We start from the raw sequence: 26185 nt of genomic DNA on the forward strand, positions 1-26185 counted from the left end.
TCGCTCCTACAGAAGAGGGTTTACGAAGTCAGGGAGGTTGCCATGCATAAAAAAAACGGCCCGTGAAGGCCGTTTTTTGTTTACCGCAAAGGCTTAGCCGCCGAGGTACGCTTCGCGCACTTTCGGGTCGGTCAGCAGCGCTTCACCGGTGCCTTGCATCACCACCCGGCCGTTCTCCAGAACGTAGGCGCGGTCAGCGATTTTCAGCGCCTGGTTGGCGTTCTGCTCGACCAGGAACACGGTCACACCGTCCTTGCGCAGCTGTTCGATGATGTCGAAGATCTGCTGGATGATGATTGGTGCCAGGCCCAGCGACGGTTCGTCGAGCAGCAACAGCTTGGGCTTGCTCATCAGCGCACGGCCGATGGCGAGCATTTGCTGTTCGCCGCCGGACATGGTGCCGCCTCGTTGGCTGAAGCGTTCTTTCAGGCGTGGGAAAAGTCCGAGGACCTTGTCCATCTGCTCCTGATAGTCGCCCTTGGCGGTGAAGAAACCACCCATGGAGAGGTTTTCTTCCACGGTCAGGCGGGAAAACACCCGACGACCTTCCGGCACCACGGCAATGCTCTTGCGCATGATCTGCGAGGACTCCTGGCCGACCAGTTCCTCACCCATGTAGCGGATGCTGCCGCTGTGGGCGCGCGGCGAACCGCAAAGCGTCATCAGCAGCGTGGACTTGCCGGCACCGTTGGCACCGATCAGGGTCACGATCTCGCCCTGGCGGACTTCGACGTTGACGCTGTGCAGGGCCTGGATCTTGCCGTAGAAGGTGGAAACGTTTTCGAACTGCAGCATTTACGCTTCCCCCAGGTAGGCTTTGATCACTTCAGGATTGTCGCGGATCTGTTCCGGCGTGCCGTCGGCCAGGGGCGTGCCCTGGTTGATCACGACGATGTGGTCGGAAATGCTCATGACCAGTTTCATGTCGTGTTCGATCAGCAGCACGGTGACGTTGTGCTCTTCACGCAGCACGCTGATCAGCGCCTTGAGGTCCTCGGTTTCCTTCGGGTTCAGGCCGGCGGCCGGTTCGTCGAGCATGAGGATCCGCGGGCGGGTCATCATGCAGCGGGCGATTTCCAGGCGACGTTGCTGACCATAGGCCAAGGTGCCGGCCGGGCGGTTGGCGAACTCCTTGAGGTGAACCTTTTCCAGCCAGTATTCGGCGTATTCCATGGCCTCGCGCTCGCTTTTGCGGAACGACGGGGTCTTGAACAGGCCGGCCAGGAAGTTGGTGTTCAGGTGACGGTGCTGGGCGATCAGGAGGTTCTCGACCGCTGTCATGTCCTTGAACAACCGCACGTTCTGGAAGGTGCGCACCACGCCCTTGAGGGCGATCTTGTGGCCGGGCAGGCCTTCGATCGGCTCGCCGTCCAGCAGGATGCTGCCGCCGCTCGGCTTGTAGAAGCCGGTCAGGCAGTTGAACACGGTGGTCTTGCCGGCGCCGTTGGGGCCGATCAGCGCAACCACTTGTTTCTCCTTCACGCTCAAGGCCACGCCGTTGACCGCCAGCAAGCCGCCGAAGCGCATGCTCAGGTTTTCTACTTTCAGGATCTCGCGGCTCATTTGCGCAGCTCCATGTGAGGACGTTGCATGGGCAGCAGGCCCTGAGGGCGCCAGATCATCATCAGCACCATCAAGGCGCCGAACATCAACATGCGGTATTCACTGAACTCACGCATCATTTCCGGCAACAGGATCATCACCGTGGCCGCGAGTACGACACCCAGTTGCGAGCCCATGCCGCCCAGCACCACGATGGCGAGGATGGTCGCCGACTCGATGAAGGTGAAGGACTCCGGTGTCACCAGGCCCTGGCGCGCGGCGAAGAAGCTGCCGGCGAAACCGGCGAAGCAGGCACCCAGGGTGAAGGCCGACAGCTTGATGATCGTCGGGTTCAGGCCCAGCGCACGGCAAGCGATTTCGTCTTCACGCAGGGCTTCCCAGGCACGGCCCAGTGGCATGCGCAGCAGGCGGTTGATGACGAACAGGGCGAACAGCGCGAGGAACAACGCAACCAGGTAGAGGAAGATCACCTTGTTGATCGAGTTGTATTCCAGGCCGAAGTACTCGTGGAACGTCTGCAGGCCTTCAGCCGCCTTGCGCTCGAAGGTCAGGCCGAAGAACGTCGGTTTCTCGATGTTGCTGATGCCGTTCGGACCGCCAGTCAGGCCGGTGAGGTTACGCAGGAACAGGCGGATGATTTCACCGAAGCCCAGGGTCACGATGGCCAGGTAGTCACCGCGCAAGCGCAGCACCGGGAAGCCGAGCAGGAAGCCGAAGGTGGCCGCCATCAGGCCGGCAATCGGCAGGCAGATCCAGAAGCTCAGGCCGTAGTAGTGCGACAGCAGCGCGTAGCTGTAGGCGCCAACGGCATAGAAGCCGACGTAACCGAGGTCGAGCAGGCCGGCCAGGCCGACCACGATGTTCAGGCCAAGGCCGAGCATCACGTAGATCAGCACCAGCGTGGCGATATCCACTGCACCGCGAGAGCCAAAGAACGGCCAGACCAGGGCACCGGCGATCAACGCGATGATGATCCAGCGTTGCGTGGTCGGCAGGGTCAGGAAGTTGCTGGCCTTGGCCGGAATCAGCGGCATGCCTGGCGTAGAACGCCAGACCGAACTGATCTGCCGGTCGAACAGCACGCGCAGGAACATCAGCACCGAGCACACCGCGATGGTGATCAGGGTGGTGTCGCTGGTGCCATGAACTTCGAGGTTGATGCCGACGATGGTCAGCTTCAGACCGAGTACCGGGTAGGCCACGGCCCACACCAGCAAAGCGCTGAACAGCGCCTGTTTAAGATTCCTAGTCATACCTTCTCAACCTCCGGACGGCCCAACAGGCCGGTTGGCCGGAACAACAGCACCAGAACCAATAGACCGAATGCCACGACGTCCTTGTACTGGTCGCCGAAGATATCGGCACCAAAGGCTTCCGCTACCCCCAGCACGATCCCGCCGAGCATGGCGCCGGGGATGCTGCCGATACCGCCCAGTACCGCTGCGGTGAAGGCCTTGAGGCCGACGAGGAAACCGGCGTTCGGGTTGATCACGCCGTATTGCATGCTCAGCAGCACGGCCGCGATGGCCGCCAGAGCAGCACCGATGACGAAGGTCAGGGCGATGATGTTGTTGGTGTTGATACCCAGCAGGTTGGCCATCTTGATGTCTTCGGCGCAGGCGCGGCAGGCGCGGCCCAGGCGGGAGCGGGAGATGAACAGGGTCAGGCCGAGCATGGCGATCAAAGTCACCACGAACACCACGATTTGCATGTAGGAGATCAGCACTTCGTGTGCGCCACCTGGCCCGATGGAGAAGTTGCCCGGAATCAGGTTGGGGATGGATTTGTCCTTGGAGTCTTGCGCCAGCAGAACCGTGTTCTGCAGGAAGATCGACATGCCGATGGCGGAAATCAGCGGGATCAGACGGTTGCTGCCGCGCAGGGGGCGATAGGCGATCCGTTCGATGCTGTAGCCGTAGGCACTGGTGACGACGATGGTTGCAAGGAAAGCAGCGGTCATCAACAGCGGAACGCTGTCGAGTCCCAGCATGGCCAGCCCGGCAATGGCGATGAACGCCACATAGGAGCCGATCATGTACACCTCGCCGTGGGCGAAGTTGATCATTCCAATGATGCCGTAAACCATCGTATAGCCGATGGCGATCAGGGCATACGTGCTGCCAATGGTCATGCCATTAACCAGCTGTTGGAAAAAGTGATAGATGTCAGGCATTACAGCGCTCCTAAAAACCTGATACGCATTTCACTGGTGGAGTCATTTTCCCGCCCGGGCCCCGTGGATCTGCATCCACCTCGAATCCGGGGTTTGCCAGCGAACCGCTGATGACGGTTTTGAGATTTTCAGGTGGGGAGGCTGGCGGATCACGCCAGCGCGGCCCAAAACGTTCGTAAAACAAAGCCCACGGCACGCCGTGGGCTTTGTTGGCAGTCAGTCAGGCAGCGCCTTACTGAGGCGAAGCTTCAGTTTTCGGTTTGCCGAAGTGCCACTCGTAAACCACGAACTTGAAGTCTTTCAGGTCGCCCTTGGCGTCGAAGCTCAGGTCGCCGGTCGGGGTCTTGAAGGTGCCGGCGTGGATGGCTTCAGCCACTTTGGCAGCGTCTTCGCTCTTGGCGGCAGTGATACCACCGGCAATGACTTCCACAGCCGAGTAGGCCGGGAACACGAACGGACCGCTCGGGTCTTCTTTCTTGGCCTTGAAGTCTTCAGCCAGCTTCTGGTTGGCCGGATCCTGGTCGAAGGACTTCGGCAGGGTCACCAGCAGGCCTTCGGAAGCGTCCTTGGCGATCTGCGAAATGGAGTCGTTACCCACGCCTTCCGGACCCATGAACTTGGCTTTCAGGCCTTTTTCCTGGGATTGACGCAGGATCAGGCCCAGCTCCGGGTGGTAGCCGCCGTAGTAGACGAAGTCGACGTTGGCTTGCTTGAGCTTGGAGATCATCGACGAGAAGTCTTTGTCGCCGGCGTTGATGCCTTCGAACACGGCAACCTTCACGCCTTTGCCTTCGAGGGTTTTCTTCACGGCGGTGGCGATGCCTTCACCGTATTGCTGTTTGTCGTGCAGGACAGCAACGATTTTCGGTTTTACGTGATCGGCAATGTAGTTACCGGCGGCAGGGCCCTGGGCGCTGTCCAGACCGATGGTGCGGAACACCATTTTGTAACCACGGTTGGTGATGTCCGGGCTGGTGGCAGCCGGGGTGATCATGATCACGCCTTCGTCTTCGTAGATGTCCGAAGCCGGTTGAGTGGAGCTGGAGCACAGGTGGCCGACCACGAACTTGACGCCGTCGTTGACGACTTTGTTCGCAACCGCAACAGCTTGTTTCGGATCACAGGCGTCATCGTATTCAACGGCTTCGAGTTTCTTGCCGTCTACGCCGCCCTTGGCGTTGATCTGTTCGATGGCCATTTTGGCGCCACTGAACTGCATGTCGCCGTATTGGGCTACAGGGCCGGTTTTAGGGCCGGCGATGCCGATCTTGATGGTGTCAGCTGCGAACGAATGGCTGGCAACCCCGGCCAGAACCATAGCGGCAAACAGTTTGGAAATCTGCTTAGTAGCCTTAGTCATAGTGCTCCACTCTTACTGTTGTAGTTTTTATAGTCCTGGCGCCGAAAGCAGCAGAACCGGGTCAGATATCTGCGACATTCCCCGGAAAAGTCCCTCGGCAACTGTACCGGTACAGTGTAGAGCGCCGATTGTCGGCCTGGGAAGGCGGCGCCGGGGGACAAAACCTGCAAGTGTCGCTTTATTGAAAGAAAGATACAGAATTGCGGCGGGGTGTTGAGAGGCTTATAGCCTGATTCAGTGCATTCCCTGGCTTTCCTGCGCTTTTCATTTCGGTCACTCGATTACATCCGGGTTTTTCTGCCAGACCACCGACGTTATCATTCGCGTCGATTTCTTTTCCGGACAGTCCCATGAACAAAGAACCTAGCACCCTCTATGCCAAGCTGCTTGGTGAAACCGCATCTATTACCTGGAAAGAGCTGGAGCCGTTCTTCGCCAAGGGTGCCCTATTGTGGGTCGACCCTGGCCTGGATTTGATCGCTGCCGCCGAAGCCGTGGCCCAGGATGAAGGCGAGAAAGTGGCCGCCTGGCTGGCCGCTGACAAACTCGCCAAGCTGTCTGAAACGCGGGCGCTGGATCTTTTTGAACGAGATCCGCAGTTGTGGGCCGTGGTTGTTTCGCCGTGGATTCTGATCCAGGAAAGGGCGCAGGCTTAAAAGGTTGCACCTGATTGGTGCGCTCCTTTCAGAGGGAAAGTGTGTAGCCGAGTAGCGTGATGGCATGTTGCCGTAGAGAAAGGCCACAGCCTCACGGTGACGTAAACGTAACGGGAACAGTTGGGAGGGCAACTGAACGGTTGCTCAATTGTTTCTGGATGTTGATGTGTGTTGTTTTTGAGGACGCCATCGCGAGCAAGCCCGCTCCCACATTTAACCGTGTTCCTCCAGAAGGAATGCAGTCGAAAGTGGGAGCGGGCTTGCTCGCGAATGGAGGCGACGCTTAGTAAGCCGTCTTGCCCGTATGGTTATTCAACGAAATGACCTTGGTCTTGCCGATGCGGTGACGATAGATCTCGCGCAGGTACTTGATCGATTTCTTCACGCAATCGCGGGACAGGCGGATGTCGTTGATCGAGACGAATTTTTCCTTGTCGTTGATCAGCTCACGGTACTTCTTCTCGTACATCGGCTTGATCGCGTACCAGTTGGTATCGAGGATCTTCGCCGGGTTCTCGAATTCGTTGAGCAAGTCGTCGATGCGGTCTTCATCGAAATGTTCGTTGATGATGAAGTCCAGGATCGAGTTGTCCAGGGTCTCGTCGAAGCGGTACGGGTTTTTCGCGAAACAGCGCTTGATGAAGGCCACGATCAGCGTCAGGAAGTCGTCCGACAGGCATGGGCTCTTGGCGATCAGGGTGGTCAGCGACAGGTTGGCCGAGGCACCGATCACCAGCGCATAGCGCTTGAGCGTGGTGTTGGGGAACAGGCTGTTGAGGTGTGTCTTCAACCGGTTCAAATCCATGTAGGACAGCTTGTAGTCCTTCGGCAGGGAAACGATCGACACCACCGACGAGCAATTCTTGAAGAAGTGCAGGTCATGCAGGGCCGCCGCGTCGTAACCCGAGTTCTTGTACTGCTCCAGCGACGCGCGATAGCGCTTGGACTCGATCGGCAACAGGCTGATGCCTTCGATGGCCTGGGTGACCTTGTTGAAGTGCGGCAGGTCGATCGAACGGAAGAACAGGTCGTCGATGTTCAGGCGCTGCGGCTCTTTCTCGAACACCTTGAATTTGTCGCTGCTCGGCGGCGGGGTTTCCGGCACTACGGACTCGGCATAGGCGATCGCCACCGGGCCGGCCAGGCTCATGAACAGGTCGTTGGCGTCCAGGCGGATGGTTTCGCCGATGTCGATGCCGGCACGACGGAAATAGTTCTGGTCGTAGTCGGTGGTGACCGCCTGGGCCGTCAGAATGTTGAAGATCTGCTGCGAGATGTATTGGTTGGCATGCTTTTCCATGGCATTGACATCAATGTTCTGGATGTTGCCGTCATCGTTCTCTTCGGCGTAGCGCATGATGTCGTTGGAAATCAGCATCATCGCGTTCCATGGGCGGATGCGGCCCATGACGCTGGCTTCGCTGCTGTCTTCGTTGGCGAAGTTGTAGGAGAAGTCCCACTCTTCCGACAGGTACTTGCACAGCAGGCGACCGGCGTTGATGTGCAGCGCCTCGGACATTTCACTGCGGTGATCGGAAATGTTCGGCAGTACACAGATGCCACTGGTGAAGATCGGTTCGAAAACGAAGGAGTGCCCGCTCTTGCTGTCGTGCTCGTCCATCGGTTTGGTGTCGAACGTCTTGTTCATGTACGAGTGCTGCTGGGCCAGGCCGAACTCCGAGGCCATGCCCGAGCCGGTACCGCCGCCGGCACTGAAGATCGAAAAATACAGGCGCGACTGGTTGGCCTTGATGCCGCAGCTGTCGATCAGGTAGGAGTGAATCATTTTCCAGTCAGGGCTGGAGAAACGCTGGGTGTCCTTGTTCAGGATGATCTTGGCCAGGTACTGGCCGAGGATCGGCGCGTTACCGGCGCCACCGGCGTGGACTTCCGACAAGTCCATGATCTTCATCTTGCTGTAGTCGCGCAGGAAGCCGCTCTTTTCGCCCTTGCGCGAGAAGCGGATGCGTCCGGCGATGTCCTTGTCCAGGTCGCCGAGCATCACCAGCGGCTCGACCAGAAACACCGGCTTGGTGTTTTTGTTCGGGCCCAGGCGCAGGTTGTTGCGGATCCACTGGGCCGGGCTGTAGCCCTTTTCGGCAAAACGCTTGTCCGGCGACAGGCGATCTTCGTTGTTGAATTCGTTGAGGTAGAACTTGCGGGCGTTGTACACCAGCTCCGCCACGTCCAGCGCGATGTTCGAGCCGCAACGGCCCAGACCGATCAGGCACACCGACGGGAATTCCTGGTCGTTGTGCTGTTCGCCGTCGCCTTCCAGGCGCGGTGGGCGCGGGAACACCATGTCGCGCAGGCCGTCGAGGTTGTCGAGGATGCGGTCGGTGTTGGTTTCGGTGAAGTACAGATACTGCTGGGTCGCCAACGGGCGGGATTGAATCAATGGCTTCGGTGATGACGGGCTGTTGGCCGCGGGGCTCAACGTCAGATCGGTTACCGCAGTGGCCGGGTTGTTTTTAGAAGTCATTGTTCGCCATCTACCTGGGCTGATTGGTTGTCCGACTCACTGTCGTCGAACCGTCACGGAATAGAATCGCGTCTTTTTTCAGCGCGTACTTGGACCATGCCTTGGTCTTTAGCCCGAGCATTACTCGGAGTGAATCCTTTCCTAAGTCATGATGGATCGGCCAATATCTGACGATCTTTAATCAAAAGGAGGCTAAATGATGTCAATGCAACCTTCGCTGGGGTTTGCCGGCATCGGCCTGATGGGGCTGCCGATGTGCCGGCGCCTGCTCGCTGCGGGGTATCCGCTGGCGGTATGGAATCGCAATCCGGACAAGTGCCGGCCGCTGGTGGAGGCAGGTGCGCGCCAGGTCGCCAGCCCGGCCGAACTGTGCCGGCACGCCGACGTGGTGATGTTGTGCCTGGCGGATACGTCGGTCGTGCGCGAGGTGGTGTTTGGTCCGACAGGTATTGTCGAGGGGGCAAAAAAGGGCCAGCTGCTGGTGGATTTTTCCAGCCTGGAACCCAACGCCACGCGGGAAATGGCCGCAGAGCTCGCCGGCAGAACCGGCATGGGCTGGCTCGATACGCCGGTGTCCGGTGGCGTGGTCGGTGCCGAGGCTGGAAGCCTGGCGATCATGGTGGGCGGCGAGTCACGGGATCTGGAGCGGGTGCGCCCCGTTCTGCTGAGCCTGGGGCAGCGCGTGACGCACATGGGCGGTGTCGGGGCAGGGCAGGTGACCAAGGCGTGCAATCAGATGATCGTCGCCTGCAATGCCTTGGTGATTGCCGAAGTGGTCGCGCTGGCCGAGCGTTCCGGGGTCGATGCAAGCCTGATTGCCGAAGCGCTGGCCGGCGGTTTTGCCGATTCGAAACCCTTGCAGATCCTGGCCCCGCAGATGGCTGAAAATCGTTTCGAGCCGGTCAAGTGGCACGTGCGCACATTGCTCAAGGATCTGGATACGGCGGTGAAGTTTTCCCGTGAGCAAGGTTCGGCAACACCGATAAGCGGCCTGGCCGCGCAGTTGATGCGCTTGCATGGGAGTCAGGGTTTCCTTGAAAAGGACCCCTCTACATTAGTGCAGATGTACCGTGAGCCAGACACAGCGACGTGACGGAGTAGGTGTGTTTGCGCTGGTTGATTTCGTTCAGCACCGCAAGCAGGTCGGCCAGTGGCACCGGCCGACTGAGCAAATAACCCTGGACGAAGTCACAGCCGTGGTTTTCCAGGAACTGGTATTGCTCGAAGGTTTCGACCCCTTCGGTGACCACTTGCAGGTGCAGGGTATGGGCCATGACGATGATCGCCTGGACAATTTCCATGTCCTGGGTGGCCTTGGGGATGTCCTGGATGAACGAGCGGTCGATTTTCAGCGTGTTGAGGGGCAAGCGCTTGAGGTAGGCCAGGGATGAATAGCCGGTACCGAAGTCATCGATCGAAAGCGACACGCCGAGGGCGCGTATCTGTCGCAGCAACACCAGGGTGTTGGCGATATTGCCCATCAAGGCGTTTTCCGTGACTTCCAGTTCCAGCCGGTGGGGCTCCACACCGGCGCTGCGCAATGCGTACTCGATTTCATCGGCCAGTTCTTCGCGCGCCAGGTTAAGGGGCGAGCAATTCACGGCGATCTTGAGGTCTTCACAGCCCTGGCGTGACAATTCGCCAAGATCCTCGCAGGCCTTGCGCAGCACCCAGTTGTCCAGCTCGGCGATCAGGCCGTTGGCCTCGGCGATGGCGATGAAGCGATCCGGCGCGAGGAAACCGTGGACCGGGTGTTGCCAGCGGATCAAGGCTTCGAGCTTGCTGACCTGACCGGTCTTGAGGTCATAGATCGGCTGGTAATAGAGCATCAGGCCGGTGTCTTCACGCAGGGCGTGGCGCAACTCTTCTTCCAGTTGCAGCTCCAGCGTGGCGCGGGTTTTCAGGTTGGCGCTGAAAAAGTTCAGGCCGTTACGACCGCTGCCCTTGGACTGATACAGCGCCAGGTCGGCGTTCTTGAGCAGTTCTTCACATGTCTTGCCGTCTTCCGGAAACAGGCTGATGCCGATGCTGGTGGTCATGACCATGCGCCGCCCGGCCAGCTCGATGGGTTCTTTCATTTTCAGCATGATGCGTTGGGCCAGCTGTCGCGCTTCGTCACGGTCATGCAGGTCTATGAGCAGGCAGAACTCGTCGCCACCGAAGCGCGCGACCACATCCTCGTGGCTGCGAATCGAGCTCTTGATGTGCGCGGCAAGCACTTTGAGCAGTTCGTCACCGGCATCGTGGCCAAGGCTGTCGTTGATCCGCTTGAAATGGTCGATGTCCAGGAACAGGACCGCCAGCATCCCGCCCTCGTTGGTTTTCTCGATGAGTTTTTCGGCGAAGATCTGGTTGAACCCGCGGCGGTTGATCAGGTTGGTCAGCGCATCGTAGTGCGCCACCTGTTGCAGCGACATGCGCGCCTGGTCGAGTTGGCTGAGCAGGGAGTTGACCCGCTGCAGGTCGTGGTCCTTGTGTTGCAGTTTCTTGTCCGCCAGTGCCGCACTGATGCTGCTGCCGATGATCAGCAGGGTCATGACCGTCACGGTCAGCGCCAGTTGCAGATGGCTTTGTTCGCCGGTTTGCGCTGGCAGGCTGCCGTTGGGCAGTACCAGGTTGAAGGCGGCCATGGCGGTGAGGTGCATGCTGAGGATGCCCGCCCCGAGCAACAGGCTGGCGCAGTATTTGAAGAGTTGATGCAGCACGCCGGCACCGTCGCGCAGATACCATGCCAGCAACAAGGCTGCCAGCGCGGCACCGATCGCGATCGCGATGGAAAGGGCAAACAGACCCGGATGGTAATAGACCGTGGCACTGGAGTGCATGGCCGTCATGCCCACGTAATGCATGGTCGCGATCCCCAGGCCAATGCCGATCGATGCCTTGAGGCACTGTTGCAAACTCAAATCAGGGAGGCTGAGGGTATGCATTGCCAGCCACGCGGCGAGCAGCGCGATGGTCAGCGAGAACACCGTGACAGGCAGTTGGTAGTAAAGATCGACAGGCGCCCGGAATGCCAGCATCCCGACGAAGTGCATGGCCCAGATCGCGCCGGCCAGGCATCCGCTGCCCACCCAGCGCCAGCGCGTCTGGGAGGCTGATTTTTCCGCGTGAGCGACTCGTTCGGCCATGTCCAGTGTCGCGAAACAGCCGACACAGGCGACCAGATACGCCAGCAGCACCAGAAAAGGGTCATGTGTGCAATTGAGTATGACCTGCCCGCTCTCTGGTAGCTCGGTAATGAAATGCAAACCAAGCCACTCCATAGCATGCCCCATCGTTGTCCCTCAGGCGGGCGCAAGGAGCGCCAGCGAATGACTTGGAGTATAGAGGGCATGGATGGAGCGCAAGCGGTAGTGGCACATTGGTGCCAAATATTTTGACATCAGCCTAATAGCGATTGGTGCTAAAACTCAGGCGATTTGCTTCTGAGGCGTCTCGAATGCGGGTTGCAGGGCCGGCAAGCCGAATGCGGCACGGGCTGCGTCGCAATCGGGATTGGCCAGGCCGTCGACCCAGGAAGCTTCGAACTCCCGGCAGGTGCTCGAGCGCTTTTCGTAAATCGAACACTGCACAGTGCTGCCAACGACTCCTGTCAGGCTGGTACAGCGCACGGGTTTGCGGTCGGTGCCGATCATTGCGACCCGACTGGGGCTGATCTGCTCGACAAGCTCATCGGGCACTGTCCCCCCGGAAGAAACGCATTCACCCCAGAAAAATGACACGCGAAAATGGGAACAGCAGGCACCGCAATTCAGACACGGACTGGCTTCGGACATGGGCGATTATCGTAAGGAGGAGTGGAGACACAGGGGGGAACGAGGCCGCTATTCTAGGCTTCGCCAACGGCTTGGGAAGGGGGGGTGAAAGGTATTTTTCATCAGCCTGACGGGCTGCGAAATACCCATCCTGCGAAAGCTCCTACAAGTCGCGTCCCATGGGTTGGTATCAGCCTGGCGAATAATGAAAGACAGGTGTAGCCGGCCTGTCTAGATTGCAAAGTCCGGGGGCAGTGACGCCCCAAAAACAATAAAAGAGACGGACCCATGCAGAACTCGACCCAAGCGGCCAATGCCTGGCGCATCCTGTTCCTGTTGTTCCTGGCCAACCTGTTCAATTTTTTTGACCGCACCATCCCGGCCATCATCATCGAGCCCATTCGCATGGAATGGCACCTCAGTGATTTCCAGTTGGGGATCATCGGTACGGCGTTCACCATCGTCTACGCCATTGCCGGCTTGCCGTTGGGGCGGATGGCCGACACCGGCTCGCGCAGCAGGCTGATGGGCTGGGGGCTGGCGGTGTGGAGCGGGTTGACCGCCGTCAACGGTATGGTGGGCAGCTTCTGGAGCTTCCTGATCGTGCGCATGGGCATCGGCATAGGCGAAGCCAGTTACGCGCCTGCCGCCAATTCGCTGATCGGCGACTTGTTTCCGGCACACCGCCGGGCGCGGGCCATGGGCATCTTCATGCTCGGGCTGCCATTGGGGCTGTTGCTGGCGTTCTTCACCATCGGCGCGATGGTCAAGGCCTTCGATAGCTGGCGCGCGCCGTTCTTTATCGCCGCGGTGCCCGGGCTGATCCTCGCGATCTTCATGTTTTTCATCAAGGAACCGAAACGCGGCGCTGCCGAGAGTGTTCAGGTGTCGCAGGAAAAGATCGATCGACCGATCCGTCGGGTACTGGCCGTGCCGACCTTCCTGTGGCTGGTGATGGCAGGCCTGTGTTTCAACTTCGCCACCTATGCCTGCAACTCGTTCCTGGTGCCGATGCTGCAGCGCTATTTCCTCATGCCGTTGCAGGAGGCCGCGGTCGCCACCGGGGTCATTGTCGGTGTGACCGGGTTGTTCGGCCTGACCCTGGGTGGCTGGATCGCGGACAAGATTCACCAGAGGATTGCCAACGGGCGGCTGTTGTTTGCGGCCTTCAGCCTGGTGATTTCGACGGTCTGCACCGCGTGGGCGCTGCACTCCGGGCGCATTGAGATCGGCGTGTTTGTCGCCGTCTTCAGCGTCGGCTGGCTGTTCGCCTACAACTTCTACACCTGTGTGTACACGGCGATTCAGGATGTGGTGGAGCCGCGTCTGCGGGCGACGGCCATGGCGTTGTTCTTTGCCGGGTTGTACCTGTTGGGTGGTGGCCTGGGCCCGGTGGTGGTCGGGGCCTTGTCCGATCACTTCGCGCACACGGCCATGCTTTCGGCCGGGGCCGAACAGATGACCGAGGCCTTCAAGGCAGTCGGCCTGCACGATGCGATGTACCTGATTCCGGTGGCGCTGTTTTTCACCGTGGTGTTTCTGTTCCTGGCGTCGCGGTGTTTTGTGCGCGATGCCAAGCGGATGAAAGAGGGGTTGGTGGCGCTGGTTGAGCCCGTGGAGGCTATAGCCACTGCATGATCGCTTTCGCGAGCGGGCTCGCTCCCACATTGGTTCTTCGGTGCAAATGAGATCCCCGTGGGAGCGAGCCTGCTCGCGAAGAGTCCAGCCGCATCCCTGCAAAAACCAGATAGAAAAAAAAGGCCCGCATCGCTGCGGGCCTTTTTATTTGCGGATCGGGCAGGGGACTTAACCCGCCACCAGCACCCGGATCGCTTCCAGTCGCAGCGCAGCCTTGTCGAGCATGGCCAGGCCTTGCTCGCGTTGTTTGCGCAGGGCTGCCAGTTCACTGTCGCGCACGGTCGGGTTGACCGCTTGCAACGCGGTCAGGCGCGCCAGTTCTTCTTCGGTATCGGCAGCCAGGCGACGCTGCGCCTCGGCGACACGCTCGGTGTGGCGAGGCAGGATCTTCGCTTCACCGGCATTGATCCGTGGCGTCAGCTGGTCGCGCTGGGCCTGGATGAACTTGTTGGCGCTGGCACGCGGCACGCTTTCGAGCTGATCGTTCAAGGTTTCGAACGACACGCGGGCCGACAGGTCGTTGCCATTGGTATCGAGCAGGCAGCGCAGGGCGGCCGGCGGCAGGTAGCGGCCCAGTTGCAGCGAGCGCGGGGCGACCACTTCGCTGACATACAACAGTTCCAGCAACACGGTGCCCGGCTTGAGTGCCTTGTTCTTGATCAGCGCCACGGCGGTGTTGCCCATGGAGCCGGACAGCACCAGATCCATGCCGCCCTGAACCATCGGGTGCTCCCAGGTGATGAACTGCATGTCTTCGCGAGACAGCGCCTGGTTACGGTCGTAAGTGATGGTCACGCCTTCGTCGTCGCCCAGCGGGAAGCTGGCGTCGAGCATTTTTTCGCTCGGCTTGAGGATCAGCGCGTTTTCCGAGTGGTCTTCGCTGTCGATGCCAAAGGCGTCAAACAGGGTTTCCATGTAGATCGGCAGCGCGAATTGATCGTCCTGCTCAAGGATATCTTCCACCAGTGCGTCGCCTTCGCCCGCGCCACCGGAGTTCAGCTCCAGCAAGCGGTCACGGCCGGTGTGCAACTCGGCTTCCAGGCGCTCACGCTCGGTGCGGGCTTCGTCGATCAGCGCTTGCCATTCGACATCGTCGGCTTCTTCGAGCAGCGGCAGCAGGCGCGGGCCGAACTGGTGCTGCAAGGCATTGCCGGTCGGGCAGGTGTTGAGGAAGGCGTTCAGCGCTTCGTGGTACCACTGGAACAGGCGCTCTTGCGGGCTGGTTTCCAGGTACGGCACGTGCAGTTCGATGACGTGTTTCTGGCCGATCCGGTCCAGTCGACCGATACGCTGTTCCAGCAGGTCCGGGTGGGACGGCAGGTCGAACAGCACCAGGTGATGGGAGAACTGGAAGTTGCGGCCTTCACTGCCGATTTCCGAGCAGATCAGCACTTGTGCGCCAAACTCTTCGTCGGCGAAGTAGGCGGCGGCGCGGTCGCGCTCGAGGATGTTCATGCCTTCGTGGAACACCGTGGCCGGAATGCCGGAGCGCACGCGCAGGGCGTCTTCCAGGTCCATGGCGGTTTCGGCGTGGGCGCAGATCACCAGCACTTTGGTGCGCTTGAGCATCTTCAGTTGATCGATCAGCCACTCGACGCGCGGGTCGAATTTCCACCAGCGTTCTTCTTCGCTGGCATCCGGTTGGGCCTGGAAGCTGACTTCCGGGTACAACTCGGCATGATCGCCCAGCGGCAGTTCGAGGTATTCGTCCGGGCATGGCAGCGGGTACGGGTGCAGCTTGCGTTCCGGGAAACCCTGCACGGCGGCGCGGGTGTTACGGAACAGCACGCGGCCGGTGCCGTGACGGTCGAGCAATTCGCGCACGAGGCGGGCGCTGGCTTCGGTGTCGCCATCGTTGACCGCGGCCAGCAGGGCTTCGCCTTCGTTGCCGAGGAAACCGTGGATGGTCTTGTGGGCTTGCGGCGAAAGGCGTCCCTTGTCCAGCAGCTCCTGGACGGCTTCAGCCACCGGGCGATAGTTTTCGCTCTCGGCGCGGAAGGCCTGCAGGTCGTGGAAGCGGTTCGGGTCAAGCAGGCGCAGACGCGCGAAGTGGCTGTCCTGGCCCAGTTGTTCCGGGGTGGCGGTCAACAGCAGTACGCCGGGAATGGTTTCGGCGAGTTGCTCGACCAGCGAGTATTCAGGGCTGACCTGATCTTCATGCCACACCAGGTGGTGAGCCTCGTCGACCACCAGCAAGTCCCAGCCTGCCGCGAACAGCGCGTCCTGGGCTTTCTCGTCGTCCACCAGCCACTCAAGGGCGACCAGTGCGAGCTGGGTGTCTTCGAACGGGTTGCTGGCATCGCTTTCGATGAAGCGCTCTTCGTCGAACAGCGCCACCTGCAGATTGAAGCGGCGGCGCATCTCTACCAGCCACTGGTGTTGCAGGTTCTCCGGAACCAGGATCAGCACACGGCTGGCGCGGCCCGAGAGCAATTGGCGATGGATCACCAGGCCGGCTTCGATGGTCTTGCCCAGGCCCACTTCGTCGGCGAGCAGAACCCGTGGCGCGATACGGTCGGCGACTTCACGGGCAATGTGCAACTGATGCGCGATCGGTTGTGCACGCACGCCGCCCAGGCCCCAAAGGGAGGACTGCAACTGGCGGCTGGTATGTTCCAGGGTGTGATAACGCAGGGAGAACCAGGCCAGCGGGTCGATCTGGCCGGCGAACAGACGGTCGCTGGCCAGGCGGAACTGGATGAAGTTCGACAGCTGGGTTTCCGGCAGGGTGACCACGTCGTTCTGCCCGTTGAGGCCGTGGTAAACCAGCAGGCCATCAATGTCGTCGACTTCGCGGACGATCAGTTTCCAGCCTTCGAAGTGCGTGATGGTGTCACCCGGCGAAAACCGCACGCGGGTCAGAGGCGCATTCCGTAGCGCGTACTGGCGAGTGTCGCCAGTGGCCGGGTAGAGCACGGTCAACAAGCGGCCGTCCTGTGCCAGAACGGTGCCTAAACCCAGCTCGGCTTCGCTGTCACTGATCCAGCGTTGCCCCGGTTGATACTGCTGCGCCATGCTGCCTGACTCCCACCTGAAAAAGCGGGCTATCTTAACGGAATGAGGGCTTCAGGGCCAAAGGACTCTCAGAAAAACTCACAGTCATACGTTAGCCCACGTATGCATGACGCGCCGCCCGGTGCGCCAATGAGTGCCAATTGGGTCACAGTTTGCGACCGATGGCTCAAGTCGCCATCCCCGCAGCCGACAGCCTGCTGACAGGAGACCGAAAACCATGCTGCCACCGATGCTCCCCCTGAGTGCCGTGCCGATCACTTCACAGACCGACCCGATCCGCCAGCGCCCGGATATTCCGCCGGTGGTGCCGGTGCAGGAAAGCTCCAGTGAAAGCACGATTGACCTGCAAAAGCGCAATCCTGAAGAGGACGGCCTGGTGCTGCGCGAGGAGCAGCGCCGCAGGCAGGAGCAGGAACGGCGTCGTCGTGAAGCCGATCATGACCCCGAGGCTCACCTGGCGATTCCCGGCGATGAACTCAATGCCGACAACACCGTACCGGTGGCGCCGTTGATGGACGATCAGCCGCGGCAGGGACTGTGGGTCGATATCGAGATTTGAGCGCAAGCTGGTCAGCGCGGCTGTCAGGCCGCATTATTGGCGCAGGGTTGCCGAACGCTACGGCGGCTGACACTCATTTCAAGCGATGCACAGACCGCCATGAGCCAAGACGACAAGCTGATTGACCTCAATGCTGAACGCGCCAAGCGTGTTCATGACCTCAATGACAAACGCCTCAATGAAGTTCGCCAGGCGTTCGAACAAGCCATGCCATTGGGCAAGGCCAAGAAAAAGCCGAAAAACAAACCGAAAAAACGCTGACCTCCACCCTCATTCATTGATGCGGGTCAAGCTTTCCCCTCCCTCTTGCCCGGTCTCGGGCGACATTGATCCTGGTCAATATTCTGTCCTGCCCGTTTGGTTAACTTAGCCCTATCGCAACAGGGCAAGTGCAGGAGACGCGTCATGTTTTTCGACAACGTGGTGATCGCCGGGGTGCTGACTGTCAGCCTCATGCTGGTTTTCTTTGCCGGATTCGGATTTTTTATCTGGAAGGATTCGCACAAGCGCAAATAAGCGCAGGTCTTTCTGGATGCAATGAGCACGCAAGGCATTTTGGGCAACTTCGGTTGCCCTTTTTTTTGCCTGCAAAAAACTATCGGTAAACGCGTAACCCTGTAGGAGCGAGCTCTGCTCGCGATGACCGCAAGGACAACGCGTACATTCAGGCACCCCGCGTCATCGTTGGCGTCCATCGCGAGCAGAGCTCGCTCCTACAGTGAATTGTGGTGTTTGGAAGAGGCAATAAAAAAGGCGCGGTCCTTGCGGAGCGCGCCTTTTTCGATGCAGCTATATCAGCTACCCAGTGCCTTCGAAGCCAGCCAGAACAACCCGGCCGACAGGGCCACGGTGGCTGGCAGGGTCAATACCCAGGCCAGCAGGATGGTTTTGACGGTGCCGCCTTGCAGGCCGCTTTTGTTGGCGACCATGGTGCCTGCCACGCCGGAGGACAGCACGTGGGTGGTGGAAACCGGCAGGCTGAAGATGTTCGCCATGCCGATCAGGCTGGCGGTGGTGATCTGCGCCGACATGCCTTGGGAGTAAGTCATGCCTTGCTTGCCGATCTTCTCGCCAATGGTCAGTACCACGCGTTTCCAGCCGACCATGGTGCCCAGGCCCAGGGCCAGTGCTACCGCCAGAATCACCCAGAATGGGGCGTATTCGGTGGTGGTGGTCAGGTCTTTGCGCAGTTTGTCCAGGTCAGCCTTTTCACGCGCCCCGAGCGTTGGCAGCTTGCTGACTTTCTTCGCGGTGTCGTCCAGGCAGAGCAGGTAGCGACGCACTTCGATACGGCTTTCCGCCGACAGCGAGTGGTAGTCGGCTACACCCGTGAGGGTGCCGAGCAGGGCGGCAATGGTCGGTTCGGTCTGTTGCGGGTTGCAACGGAACTTCTCCGGCAGATCGCCTTCCACACTCTTGCCCAGGGCCAGGAACTCGCCCAGGGTTTCGGAGTTGCGCTGGTAGAACTGGCTCAGGTGCAGGGTCGCGTCGCGAGTCCGCTCGATCTGATAGGTCGTGCTGTTCAGGTCGAGGACGAACTGGGCCGGCACGATACCGATCAGCACCAGCATGATCAGGCCGATACCTTTCTGGCCATCGTTGGAACCGTGCACGAAACTCACGGCCATGGCCGAGATCACCAGTACCAGGCGATTCCAGAACGGCGGGTGTTTCTTGTCGTCGATCTTGCGGCGCTGTTCCGGGGTCTTGTGCATCTTCGACAGCGGACGCCACCATTTAAGACCGATCAGGATCAGCGCGGCGATCAGGAAGCCGGCCATTGGCGAGAACACCAGCGACATGCCGATATCGATCGCCTTTTGCCAGTTCACACCGTCGGCCAACGGAATTTCGTTGATCAGGGAGTTGGCCAGGCCCACGCCGAGGATCGAACCGATCAGCGTGTGGGAGCTGGAGGCGGGGATACCGAAGTACCAGGTGCCCAGGTTCCAGGTGATGGCTGCGGCGAGCAACGAGAACACCATCGCCAGGCCATGGCCGGTGTTCACATTGATCAGCAGTTCTACCGGCAGCAGGTGGACGATGGCATACGCCACGCCGACCCCGCCCAGCAGCACGCCGAGGAAGTTGAACACACCGGAGAAGAACACCGCCAGATGAGGCGGCATGGCTTTGGTGTAGATAACGGTGGCCACCGCGTTAGCGGTGTCATGAAAGCCGTTGATGAACTCGAAGGCGAGGACAAAGGCCAGGGCGAGCAAGAGGCTCACAAGCACCCAAGCATCCAGTCCGCTGAATAAATCGATCATGAAGGTTTTCTGACCCGGTCATAAGGGGGCGCGATTATGCCAGAAAAGACTGCTAATCAATGCACTAGCTGCTCATCGGTAACATTCTTCAACGAATTTTTTTGCCCCAGCCCCTAAAACCACAGGGTTTTACTGTGTTTTTTAAGTCATTGATTTTATTTGGAAAACTGCCGCAGCGGCGCGTTCGCAGCCCGGTAGGAGGGGCTGAAACGGTTGTGCGAAAAATCTGAGAAATAGGTCAGATATCAGAGATTCGCCTGATTCTACGACAGTGATGGCCGCTGCCCGCTCGTAGCGGGCACGCAAGGCAAGAACGATACATCCCGCTTATAACGGGTGCAGAGGCAGGCCTTTCAGGGATCAGGTCGAGGCCGTCAAGGCTCTTCGGCTTTGAGTTCCTTTTCCATTTTTTGAAGTTCTTGCTGGAAAACCTGATCCTGAACGGTGGCGCGTTTACGCCAGGGTTTGCGTTCCGGTTCGGGTTGAGCGGCGTAAGTGGTGACTTCTCCGCCGTAAACTTCCTTGTAACGTTGTTCCTGGCGCTCTAGTTCCGCGCGCAGTTCGTCTTTCGTCACAGTGCTACCTGATAGAGTTGGGATAAATTCTGGTGAAAACGCGCTGTATCAAATCGACTGATCACGTTCGTCGAATGGACAATGCCCGACAAGGCACCGTTTTGGCAACGGCGTGATCAATACTTCCATGTCACAGGCGGCTACGACACCAGAGATAAATAGCTGACGTAGCTTCAGTTTCCTGTTTCAGCAAACGCAGTGGCATGGCTGTGCAATGCGGATCTGGCGCTTGCTACGGGCAACGGCGATGGAACATCGCATTGCCGGGTAGCGGGTTCGGCAAGTAAAAAACCGAAGCGCTACTGAGTTGTATTATAGCGGCCGATTTGAAGAACACTATCTCCAAAGTGTTAAAAGTGAATCCTGGCATGTGAACGTTTTGTTGCTCGAAACTTTGCGATTAACCAGGGCGTCTACTGATGCGACATTGCAGCGATGCCTTTCTGACGTCATTAAGTCGAACAAGTTTCAATATTTGTATGCCCCATAAAGTCCTGTGCCGAGTCGATGTAAACAGTGGTCCGCAAGTCAGCGAAAAGCCGGACACCAGCGGATCGGTGATTGATACGGTGAATTGCGATTATCGGGCGAGCGTTCGATAATCGCCCGAAGATGGCAGGCCGGGCTTGAGCGTCAGGCAGTAGCCCTTTGTAATAGTCGCTGATCCGAGTGGGTAAAAGGACCTTGTATGAACGATCAAATGCGCAATTCCTTCGCTTCAGTGGCTCCCCCCATCGTTGCCTCGCCGGCCAAACGGATCCAGGCACTGACCGGCGACCCTGATTTCATGACGTCCCTGGCCCGTGGCCTGGCCGTGGTGCAGGCGTTTCAGGAGCGCAAGCGGCACCTGACCATCGCCCAGATCAGTCACCGCACGGAAATTCCCCGCGCTGCCGTGCGGCGTTGCCTGCACACCCTGATCAAGCTCGGTTACGCCACCACCGACGGCCGCACCTATTCGCTGCTGCCCAAAGTGCTGACCCTCGGCCATGCCTATGTGTCATCGACGCCGCTGGCGGTTTCCGCCCAGCCTTACCTGGACCGCATGAGCGAGCAACTGCACGAGGCCTGCAACATGGCCACGCTCGAAGGCGATGACATCCTCTACATCGCCCGCTCCGCGACCACCCAGCGCCTGATTTCGGTGGACCTGTCGGTGGGCGGGCGCCTGCCGGCCTATTGCACCTCGATGGGGCGGATTCTTCTGGCCGCGCTGGATGACACTTCGCTGGGCGAATACCTCGACCACGCCGAATTGCAGGCCAAGACCAGCCGTACGATTCACACCCCCGAGGCGCTGCTCGAATGCCTGCAAGAAGTGCGACAGCAAGGCTGGTGCATCGTCGACCAGGAACTCGAGCAAGGGCTGCGTTCGATTGCCGTCCCGGTGTATGACGCCTCCGGCCAGGTGGTCGCGGCCCTCAATGTCAGCACTCACGCCGGGCGAGTCAGCCGCAATGAACTGGAACAGCGTTTTCTGCCTGGCCTGCTGAGTGCCAGCCGCGACCTGAGTACCCAGTTGTTCTCCTAAGCTGTTCGATAAACGCACAGAGTCGCGTTCAGCGAATTGACGCTGTTTCCTGTGGATCATTACTGTCGCGACTGCGTCAGCCCCGGCTGGCCCCTTTTCGACTGTGATCCACGGAATAAAAATAATGAACCAGCCTCAGTCTGCTGTAGGAAACTGCCTCGATGTGCAGTCCTTCATCAACGCCCAACCCATTTCGCGCTACCAGTGGCGGGTGGTGATCCTGTGTTTCCTGATTGTCTTTCTCGACGGCCTCGATACCGCGGCCATGGGCTTCATTGCGCCGGCGCTGTCTCAGGATTGGGGGATCGATCGTGCCAGCCTTGGCCCGGTAATGAGCGCAGCCTTGATCGGCATGGTCTTCGGTGCACTGGGCTCCGGTCCTTTGGCCGACCGCTTCGGGCGCAAGGTCGTGCTGGTCGGGGCAGTGCTTTTGTTTGGCGCCTTCAGCCTGGCCTCGGCCTACAGCAGCAATGTCGATCAGTTGCTGGTGTTGCGCTTCCTGACCGGCCTGGGTTTGGGCGCCGGCATGCCGAATGCGACGACCCTGCTGTCGGAGTACACGCCGGAGCGCAAGAAGTCCCTGCTGGTGACCAGCATGTTCTGCGGTTTCAACCTCGGCATGGCTGGCGGTGGTTTCATTTCGGCCAAGCTCATTCCGGCCTTTGGCTGGCACAGCCTGCTGCTGATCGGCGGAATTCTGCCGCTGATCCTCACCGTCGTTTTGCTGCTCTGGCTACCGGAGTCGGCGCGTTACCTGGTGGTGCGTAACCGCGGTACGGACAAAGTGCGCAAGGCACTGGCGCCGATTGACCCGACGGTGGTGGCCCAGGCATCGAGTTTCAGCGTGCCGGAACAGAAAACCGTGAAGGCACGCAATGTGTTCGCGGTGATTTTCTCCGGCACCTACAGCGTCGGCACCTTGCTGTTGTGGCTGACGTACTTCATGGGCCTGGTGATCGTTTACCTGCTGACCAGTTGGCTGCCGACGCTGATGCGTGACAGTGGCGCGAGCATGGAGCAGGCCGCGTTCATCGGTGCGCTGTTCCAGTTCGGTGGCGTGTTGAGCGCGGTGGGCGTGGGTTGGGCGATGGACCGGTTCAATCCGCACAAGGTCATTGGCACTTTCTACCTGCTGGCCGGGGTGTTTGCCTACGCGGTAGGGCAGAGCCTGGGCAACATCGCACTGCTGGCAACGCTGGTGCTGGTGGCCGGGATGTGTGTCAACGGAGCGCAATCGGCAATGCCGTCGCTGGCGGCACGGTTTTATCCGACTCAAGGGCGGGCCACCGGAGTCTCGTGGATGCTCGGGATCGGCCGCTTCGGCGCCATCCTCGGGGCGTGGATGGGCGCGACGCTGCTGGGGCTGGGCTGGAACTTCGAGCAAGTGCTGACGGCGCTGGTGATTCCGGCGGCGCTGGCGACCACGGCGGTGGTGATCAAGGGCATGGTCAGTCATGCGGATGCGACCTGAGGCTGATTCCCGGATTTTGCAGTGACTTTTCGGGCCTCATCGCGGGCAAGCCCGCTCCCACAGGGATAAGTGTGATCCTTGTGGGAGTGGGCTTGCTCGCGATGCTTTTTGGGGATAGGTAGCCAGACAACAATGTGTTCGATAATCGAACGCTCAGTCGATTATCGGATTGTTTGGCCTTTTTCAGAAGCTTAACCTTCAGTCATTCCGGCGCTGCGCATCGGCGCCTTCTTCCACTGTCGGTTAATAACAAACGGGAGCCTGCCCCAATGGCTGAAATCCTTTCGCTGCACGACGCGGTGAAGCAATTCGTAAACGACGGCGATACGGTCGCGCTCGAAGGCTTTACCCACCTGATCCCGACGGCGGCGGGTCACGAAATCATTCGCCAGGGCAAGAAAGACCTGACCCTGGTGCGGATGACCCCTGACTTGATCTACGACCAGTTGATCGGTGCCGGTTGTGCCCGCAAGCTGATTTTCTCCTGGGGCGGCAACCCGGGTGTCGGCTCCCTGCATCGCCTGCGTGACGCCGTGGAGAAGCAGTGGCCGCATGCGCTGGAGATCGAAGAACACAGCCATGCCGACCTGGCCAATGCCTACGTCGCCGGCGCTTCCGGCCTGCCGTTCGCGGTCCTGCGTGCCTACGCCGGGTCCGACTTGCCGAAGGTCAACCCGCTGATCAAATCGGTGACCTGCCCGTTCACTGGCGAAGTGCTCGCCGCCGTGCCTTCGGTGCGCCCGGACATTACCGTGATTCACGCGCAGAAAGCCGACCGCAAGGGCAACGTGCTGCTCTGGGGCATCCTTGGCGTGCAGAAAGAAGCCGCACTGGCCGCCAAGCGCTGCATCGTCACCGTTGAAGAGATCGTCGACGACCTCAATGCGCCAATGAACGCCTGCGTGCTGCCGACCTGGGCCCTGAGCGCGGTTTGCCACGTACCTGGCGGCGCGCATCCGTCCTACGCCCATGGTTACACCGAACGCGACAACCGTTTCTACCAGGCTTGGGACCCGATTGCCCGCGACCGTGAAACCTTCACCGCGTGGATCAACGAATACATCCACGGCAGCGCTGACTTCAGCGAGTTCCAGGCCAAGCTGGCCGCCGCTTCGGAGGCGAAGTAATGACTTACACCACCAATGAAATGATGACCGTCGCCGCTGCCCGTCGCCTGAAGAACGGATCTGTGTGCTTCGTCGGTATCGGCCTGCCGTCGAAAGCGGCCAACCTGGCGCGCCTGACGTCCTCTCCGGATGTGGTGCTGATCTACGAATCGGGTCCGATCGGCGCCAAGCCGAGCGTACTGCCACTGTCGATCGGTGATGGTGAGTTGGCGGAAACCGCCGACACCGTGGTCCCGACCGGCGAGATTTTCCGTTACTGGCTGCAGGGCGGGCGCATCGACGTCGGCTTCCTCGGCGCGGCGCAGGTCGACTGCTTCGGCAACATCAACACCACCGTGGTCGGCGACTATCACGCGCCGAAGGTGCGCCTGCCAGGTGCCGGTGGCGCGCCGGAGATTGCCGGGTCCGCCAAGAGCGTGCTGATCATCCTCAAGCAGTCGGCGCGTTCGTTTGTCGACAAACTCGACTTCATTACCTCGGTCGGCCACGGCGAGGGTGGCGATTCGCGCAAGCGTCTCGGCCTGCCGGGCGCAGGGCCAGTCGGGATCATCACCGACCTGTGCATCATGGAACCGGAAGCCGGCACCCACGAATTCGTGGTCACCGCGCTGCACCCGGGCGTGACCCGCGAGCAAGTGGTCGCCGCCACCGGTTGGGCAATCCGTTTTGCCGACAACGTTGCGCAAACCGCCGAGCCGACCGAGGTCGAACTGACTGCGTTGCGTGATCTCGAAGCCCGTACCGCTGCCGCCCACGGCCAAGCCCCCGGAGAAGCGTGATGCGTGACGTTTATATCTGCGACGCGATTCGTACCCCCATCGGCCGTTTCGGCGGTGGTCTGTCGACGGTGCGTGCCGATGACCTGGCCGCCGTGCCGATCAAGGCCTTGATCGAGCGCAATCCATCGGTGGACTGGAGCGCGGTGGACGAGGTGTTCCTCGGCTGCGCCAACCAGGCCGGTGAAGACAACCGCAACGTCGCGCGCATGGCGCTGCTGCTGGCCGGGCTGCCGGAAACCATTCCCGGCGTGACCCTCAATCGCCTCTGCGCTTCGGGCATGGATGCCATCGGCACCGCGTTTCGTGCCATTGCCAGCGGCGAGATGGAGCTGGCCATTGCCGGCGGCGTCGAGTCGATGTCCCGTGCGCCGTTCGTGATGGGCAAGGCTGACGCGGCGTTTTCGCGCAACATGAAGCTCGAAGACACCACCATCGGCTGGCGCTTCATCAACCCGCTGATGAAAGCGCAATACGGCGTGGACGCGATGCCGCAGACCGCTGACAACGTCGCTGACGATTACAAAGTGTCCCGTGAGGATCAGGACGCCTTTGCCTTGCGCAGTCAGCAGCGCACCGCCGCTGCGCAAGCCGCCGGGTTCTTCGCCGAAGAAATTGTCGAAGTACGGATTGCCCACAAGAAGGGTGAAACCGTGGTCAGTCAGGACGAGCATCCTCGCGCCGACACGACCCTGGAAGCCCTGACCCGACTCAAGCCGGTCAACGGCCCCGACAAGACCGTCACCGCCGGCAACGCCTCCGGAGTGAACGATGGCGCAGCGGCACTGATCCTGGCCTCGGCCGAAGCCGTGAAGAAACACGGCCTGACCGCCCGCGCCAAAGTGCTGGGCATGGCCAGCGCCGGTGTTGCGCCGCGGGTGATGGGCATCGGCCCGGTGCCGGCAGTGCGCAAGCTGACCGAACGCCTCGGTGTGGCGGTCAGCGATTTCGACGTGATCGAACTCAACGAGGCATTCGCCAGCCAGGGCCTGGCGGTGCTGCGTGAGCTGGGGATCGCCGACGACGCGGCCCAGGTCAACCCGAACGGTGGCGCGATTGCCTTGGGTCACCCGTTGGGCATGAGTGGCGCGCGACTGGTGTTGACCGCATTGCATCAGCTGGAAAAAACCGGTGGCAAGAAAGGTCTGGCGACCATGTGCGTCGGTGTCGGCCAGGGTCTGGCCTTGGCGATCGAACGCGTCTGACGCGTTCTGACGACTTATAAGAACTG

22 protein-coding genes are annotated in these 26185 nt (G+C 60.2%); 11 read left to right on the forward strand and 11 right to left on the reverse strand.

All coding sequences use genetic code 11. From position 1 onward, the window contains the following. Positions 1 to 93: 93 nt before the first annotated feature. The 5 genes from ACLD1X_RS10130 to ACLD1X_RS10150 form a co-directional block, all read right to left on the reverse strand. Entirely contained in the window at positions 94 to 795 is a 702-nt protein-coding gene (locus ACLD1X_RS10130) for an ABC transporter ATP-binding protein (RefSeq protein WP_429367218.1), read from the reverse strand. Continuing rightward, on the reverse strand, positions 796 to 1563 hold the full coding sequence (livG, locus tag ACLD1X_RS10135) for a high-affinity branched-chain amino acid ABC transporter ATP-binding protein LivG (RefSeq protein WP_429367220.1): 768 nt from the start codon (positions 1561 to 1563) through the stop codon (positions 796 to 798). Beyond that, the gene (locus ACLD1X_RS10140) at positions 1560 to 2816 is read right to left on the reverse strand and encodes a high-affinity branched-chain amino acid ABC transporter permease LivM (protein ID WP_429367222.1); all 1257 of its coding nucleotides are present in this window, start codon (positions 2814 to 2816) and stop codon (positions 1560 to 1562) included. Before ACLD1X_RS10140 ends, livG begins: the two co-directional genes overlap by 4 nt. Next, the gene (gene livH, locus ACLD1X_RS10145) at positions 2813 to 3736 is read right to left on the reverse strand and encodes a high-affinity branched-chain amino acid ABC transporter permease LivH (protein ID WP_429367224.1); all 924 of its coding nucleotides are present in this window, start codon (positions 3734 to 3736) and stop codon (positions 2813 to 2815) included. The genes ACLD1X_RS10140 and livH overlap by 4 nt, the downstream gene beginning before the upstream one ends. Positions 3737 to 3968: 232 nt before the next feature. Then, the gene (locus tag ACLD1X_RS10150; protein ID WP_429367226.1) at positions 3969 to 5096 is read right to left on the reverse strand and encodes a branched-chain amino acid ABC transporter substrate-binding protein; all 1128 of its coding nucleotides are present in this window, start codon (positions 5094 to 5096) and stop codon (positions 3969 to 3971) included. Positions 5097 to 5446: 350 nt separating this feature from the next. Between ACLD1X_RS10150 and ACLD1X_RS10155 the strand changes: the two genes are divergently transcribed. Further along, entirely contained in the window at positions 5447 to 5752 is a 306-nt protein-coding gene (locus ACLD1X_RS10155) for a DUF2288 domain-containing protein (protein ID WP_429367228.1), read from the forward strand. 283 nt (positions 5753 to 6035) lie between these two features. Here ACLD1X_RS10155 and ACLD1X_RS10160 read toward each other — a convergent pair whose 3' ends face one another. Then, on the reverse strand, positions 6036 to 8234 hold the full coding sequence (locus ACLD1X_RS10160; RefSeq protein WP_429367230.1) for a hypothetical protein: 2199 nt from the start codon (positions 8232 to 8234) through the stop codon (positions 6036 to 6038). Between the two features lie 196 nt (positions 8235 to 8430). Between ACLD1X_RS10160 and ACLD1X_RS10165 the strand changes: the two genes are divergently transcribed. Further along, positions 8431 to 9327 (forward strand): NAD(P)-dependent oxidoreductase, encoded by an 897-nt coding sequence (locus tag ACLD1X_RS10165; protein WP_429367232.1) that lies wholly within the window; start codon positions 8431 to 8433, stop codon positions 9325 to 9327. On the opposite strand, the gene ACLD1X_RS10170 is transcribed toward ACLD1X_RS10165, so the two are convergent. After that, positions 9284 to 11500 (reverse strand): putative bifunctional diguanylate cyclase/phosphodiesterase, encoded by a 2217-nt coding sequence (locus ACLD1X_RS10170; RefSeq protein ID WP_429367234.1) that lies wholly within the window; start codon positions 11498 to 11500, stop codon positions 9284 to 9286. The two genes, ACLD1X_RS10165 and ACLD1X_RS10170, sit on opposite strands and share 44 nt — an antisense overlap. 147 nt (positions 11501 to 11647) lie before the next feature. Then, positions 11648 to 12013, reverse strand: a complete 366-nt coding sequence (locus ACLD1X_RS10175; protein ID WP_429367236.1) for a YkgJ family cysteine cluster protein — start codon at positions 12011 to 12013, stop codon at positions 11648 to 11650. Positions 12014 to 12280: 267 nt separating this feature from the next. On the opposite strand from ACLD1X_RS10175, the gene ACLD1X_RS10180 reads away from it, so the two are divergent. Beyond that, the gene (locus ACLD1X_RS10180) at positions 12281 to 13630 is read left to right on the forward strand and encodes a spinster family MFS transporter (protein ID WP_429367238.1); all 1350 of its coding nucleotides are present in this window, start codon (positions 12281 to 12283) and stop codon (positions 13628 to 13630) included. A gap of 168 nt (positions 13631 to 13798) precedes the next feature. Here ACLD1X_RS10180 and rapA read toward each other — a convergent pair whose 3' ends face one another. Next, a complete protein-coding gene (gene rapA, locus ACLD1X_RS10185) occupies positions 13799 to 16645 on the reverse strand; it encodes an RNA polymerase-associated protein RapA (RefSeq protein ID WP_429367240.1) in 2847 nt (948 codons plus the stop codon). Positions 16646 to 16862: 217 nt separating this feature from the next. Here rapA and ACLD1X_RS10190 point away from each other — a divergent pair, with 217 nt between their 5' ends. The 3 genes from ACLD1X_RS10190 (at position 16863) to ccoM (ending at position 17720) form a co-directional block, all read left to right on the forward strand. Continuing rightward, positions 16863 to 17204 carry an aspartate-semialdehyde dehydrogenase gene (locus tag ACLD1X_RS10190; protein ID WP_429367242.1) on the forward strand — a complete coding sequence of 114 codons (342 nt, stop codon included), beginning with the start codon at positions 16863 to 16865 and terminating at the stop codon, positions 17202 to 17204. 99 nt (positions 17205 to 17303) lie between these two features. After that, positions 17304 to 17465 (forward strand): hypothetical protein, encoded by a 162-nt coding sequence (locus ACLD1X_RS10195; RefSeq protein ID WP_008016476.1) that lies wholly within the window; start codon positions 17304 to 17306, stop codon positions 17463 to 17465. A gap of 144 nt (positions 17466 to 17609) precedes the next feature. Further along, positions 17610 to 17720 carry a cytochrome c oxidase subunit CcoM gene (gene ccoM, locus ACLD1X_RS10200; protein ID WP_008016477.1) on the forward strand — a complete coding sequence of 37 codons (111 nt, stop codon included), beginning with the start codon at positions 17610 to 17612 and terminating at the stop codon, positions 17718 to 17720. 278 nt (positions 17721 to 17998) lie between these two features. Here the strand turns inward: ccoM and ACLD1X_RS10205 are convergent, their stop codons facing one another. Together ACLD1X_RS10205 and ACLD1X_RS10210 are read right to left on the reverse strand one after the other, a co-directional pair. Continuing rightward, a complete protein-coding gene (locus ACLD1X_RS10205; protein ID WP_429367244.1) occupies positions 17999 to 19474 on the reverse strand; it encodes an inorganic phosphate transporter in 1476 nt (491 codons plus the stop codon). Between the two features lie 374 nt (positions 19475 to 19848). Then, a complete protein-coding gene (locus ACLD1X_RS10210) occupies positions 19849 to 20049 on the reverse strand; it encodes a hypothetical protein (protein ID WP_007986337.1) in 201 nt (66 codons plus the stop codon). A 688-nt stretch (positions 20050 to 20737) separates the two neighbouring features. On the opposite strand from ACLD1X_RS10210, the gene pcaR reads away from it, so the two are divergent. The 5 genes from pcaR to pcaF all read left to right on the forward strand — a co-directional run bounded on the left by pcaR (position 20738) and on the right by pcaF (position 26159). Further along, the gene (gene pcaR / locus ACLD1X_RS10215) at positions 20738 to 21580 is read left to right on the forward strand and encodes a pca regulon transcriptional regulator PcaR (RefSeq protein WP_008016479.1); all 843 of its coding nucleotides are present in this window, start codon (positions 20738 to 20740) and stop codon (positions 21578 to 21580) included. Between the two features lie 124 nt (positions 21581 to 21704). After that, the gene (locus ACLD1X_RS10220; RefSeq protein ID WP_429367247.1) at positions 21705 to 23051 is read left to right on the forward strand and encodes an MFS transporter; all 1347 of its coding nucleotides are present in this window, start codon (positions 21705 to 21707) and stop codon (positions 23049 to 23051) included. Positions 23052 to 23320: 269 nt separating this feature from the next. Beyond that, positions 23321 to 24178: a CoA transferase subunit A gene (locus ACLD1X_RS10225; RefSeq protein WP_008016482.1), complete on the forward strand. Its 858-nt coding sequence runs from the start codon at positions 23321 to 23323 to the stop codon at positions 24176 to 24178. Next, complete coding sequence (locus ACLD1X_RS10230) at positions 24178 to 24957, forward strand: CoA-transferase subunit beta (protein ID WP_429367249.1); 780 nt, start codon at positions 24178 to 24180, stop codon at positions 24955 to 24957. Before ACLD1X_RS10225 ends, ACLD1X_RS10230 begins: the two co-directional genes overlap by 1 nt. Further along, positions 24954 to 26159, forward strand: a complete 1206-nt coding sequence (gene pcaF, locus ACLD1X_RS10235; RefSeq protein ID WP_429367251.1) for a 3-oxoadipyl-CoA thiolase — start codon at positions 24954 to 24956, stop codon at positions 26157 to 26159. The genes ACLD1X_RS10230 and pcaF overlap by 4 nt, the downstream gene beginning before the upstream one ends. The last annotated feature ends 26 nt before the right edge of the window (positions 26160 to 26185 follow it).

Source organism: Pseudomonas sp. 18173 (assembly GCF_050432945.1).
Lineage (GTDB): Bacteria > Pseudomonadota > Gammaproteobacteria > Pseudomonadales > Pseudomonadaceae > Aquipseudomonas.

Coding starts and splice junctions, on each gene's coding strand:
- livG (WP_429367220.1), bottom strand. CDS start 1,563: ATGAGCCGCGAGATCCTGAAAGTAGAAAACCTGAGCATGCGCTTCGGC.
- ACLD1X_RS10230 (WP_429367249.1), top strand. CDS start 24,178: ATGACTTACACCACCAATGAAATGATGACCGTCGCCGCTGCCCGTCGC.
- ACLD1X_RS10170 (WP_429367234.1), bottom strand. CDS start 11,500: ATGGAGTGGCTTGGTTTGCATTTCATTACCGAGCTACCAGAGAGCGGG.
- ACLD1X_RS10140 (WP_429367222.1), bottom strand. CDS start 2,816: ATGACTAGGAATCTTAAACAGGCGCTGTTCAGCGCTTTGCTGGTGTGG.
- livH (WP_429367224.1), bottom strand. CDS start 3,736: ATGCCTGACATCTATCACTTTTTCCAACAGCTGGTTAATGGCATGACC.
- ACLD1X_RS10195 (WP_008016476.1), top strand. CDS start 17,304: ATGAGCCAAGACGACAAGCTGATTGACCTCAATGCTGAACGCGCCAAG.
- ACLD1X_RS10150 (WP_429367226.1), bottom strand. CDS start 5,096: ATGACTAAGGCTACTAAGCAGATTTCCAAACTGTTTGCCGCTATGGTT.
- ACLD1X_RS10160 (WP_429367230.1), bottom strand. CDS start 8,234: ATGACTTCTAAAAACAACCCGGCCACTGCGGTAACCGATCTGACGTTG.
- ACLD1X_RS10175 (WP_429367236.1), bottom strand. CDS start 12,013: ATGTCCGAAGCCAGTCCGTGTCTGAATTGCGGTGCCTGCTGTTCCCAT.
- ccoM (WP_008016477.1), top strand. CDS start 17,610: ATGTTTTTCGACAACGTGGTGATCGCCGGGGTGCTGACTGTCAGCCTC.
- rapA (WP_429367240.1), bottom strand. CDS start 16,645: ATGGCGCAGCAGTATCAACCGGGGCAACGCTGGATCAGTGACAGCGAA.
- ACLD1X_RS10205 (WP_429367244.1), bottom strand. CDS start 19,474: ATGATCGATTTATTCAGCGGACTGGATGCTTGGGTGCTTGTGAGCCTC.
- ACLD1X_RS10190 (WP_429367242.1), top strand. CDS start 16,863: ATGCTGCCACCGATGCTCCCCCTGAGTGCCGTGCCGATCACTTCACAG.
- pcaR (WP_008016479.1), top strand. CDS start 20,738: ATGAACGATCAAATGCGCAATTCCTTCGCTTCAGTGGCTCCCCCCATC.
- ACLD1X_RS10130 (WP_429367218.1), bottom strand. CDS start 795: ATGCTGCAGTTCGAAAACGTTTCCACCTTCTACGGCAAGATCCAGGCC.
- ACLD1X_RS10180 (WP_429367238.1), top strand. CDS start 12,281: ATGCAGAACTCGACCCAAGCGGCCAATGCCTGGCGCATCCTGTTCCTG.
- ACLD1X_RS10225 (WP_008016482.1), top strand. CDS start 23,321: ATGGCTGAAATCCTTTCGCTGCACGACGCGGTGAAGCAATTCGTAAAC.
- ACLD1X_RS10165 (WP_429367232.1), top strand. CDS start 8,431: ATGATGTCAATGCAACCTTCGCTGGGGTTTGCCGGCATCGGCCTGATG.
- ACLD1X_RS10155 (WP_429367228.1), top strand. CDS start 5,447: ATGAACAAAGAACCTAGCACCCTCTATGCCAAGCTGCTTGGTGAAACC.
- ACLD1X_RS10220 (WP_429367247.1), top strand. CDS start 21,705: ATGAACCAGCCTCAGTCTGCTGTAGGAAACTGCCTCGATGTGCAGTCC.